Source organism: Xenorhabdus entomophaga, from assembly GCF_037996725.1.
Taxonomy (GTDB): Bacteria; Pseudomonadota; Gammaproteobacteria; order Enterobacterales; family Enterobacteriaceae; genus Xenorhabdus; species Xenorhabdus khoisanae.
This window is the reverse complement of record NZ_JBBMXH010000558.1, coordinates 1-219: the sequence shown is the minus strand read 5'-3', so window position 1 is coordinate 219 and position 219 is coordinate 1. Positions and strand designations below refer to the sequence as shown.

The 219-nt window shown below is 44.7% G+C and carries 1 protein-coding gene; it reads left to right on the top strand.

Annotation, left to right across the window (positions count from 1 at the left end):
- On the top strand, positions 1-80 hold an 80-nt coding region (locus tag AAC854_RS24050), incomplete at its 5' end, for an IS1 family transposase (RefSeq protein WP_340619149.1).
- Between the last annotated feature and the right edge of the window lie 139 nt (positions 81-219).

Below are 219 nucleotides of genomic sequence, written 5' to 3'. Positions count from 1 at the left end.
AGACGATTGGCTATTCCAAATCCGAAGAGATGCATGACAAGGTGATAGGGACGTTCATTGAGCGTGAAAACTACGTTTAATGAATGATCTAACTATTCAATACATGACCGTTTTTTAGACGATTTAAGGCAGGGCGAAGCCCGAGGCATTATATTCAGCGAACCCCGCGCTCAGCACATCCTGAATTTCTATAAATTTGTGCCCCACGTCAAGGGCGCA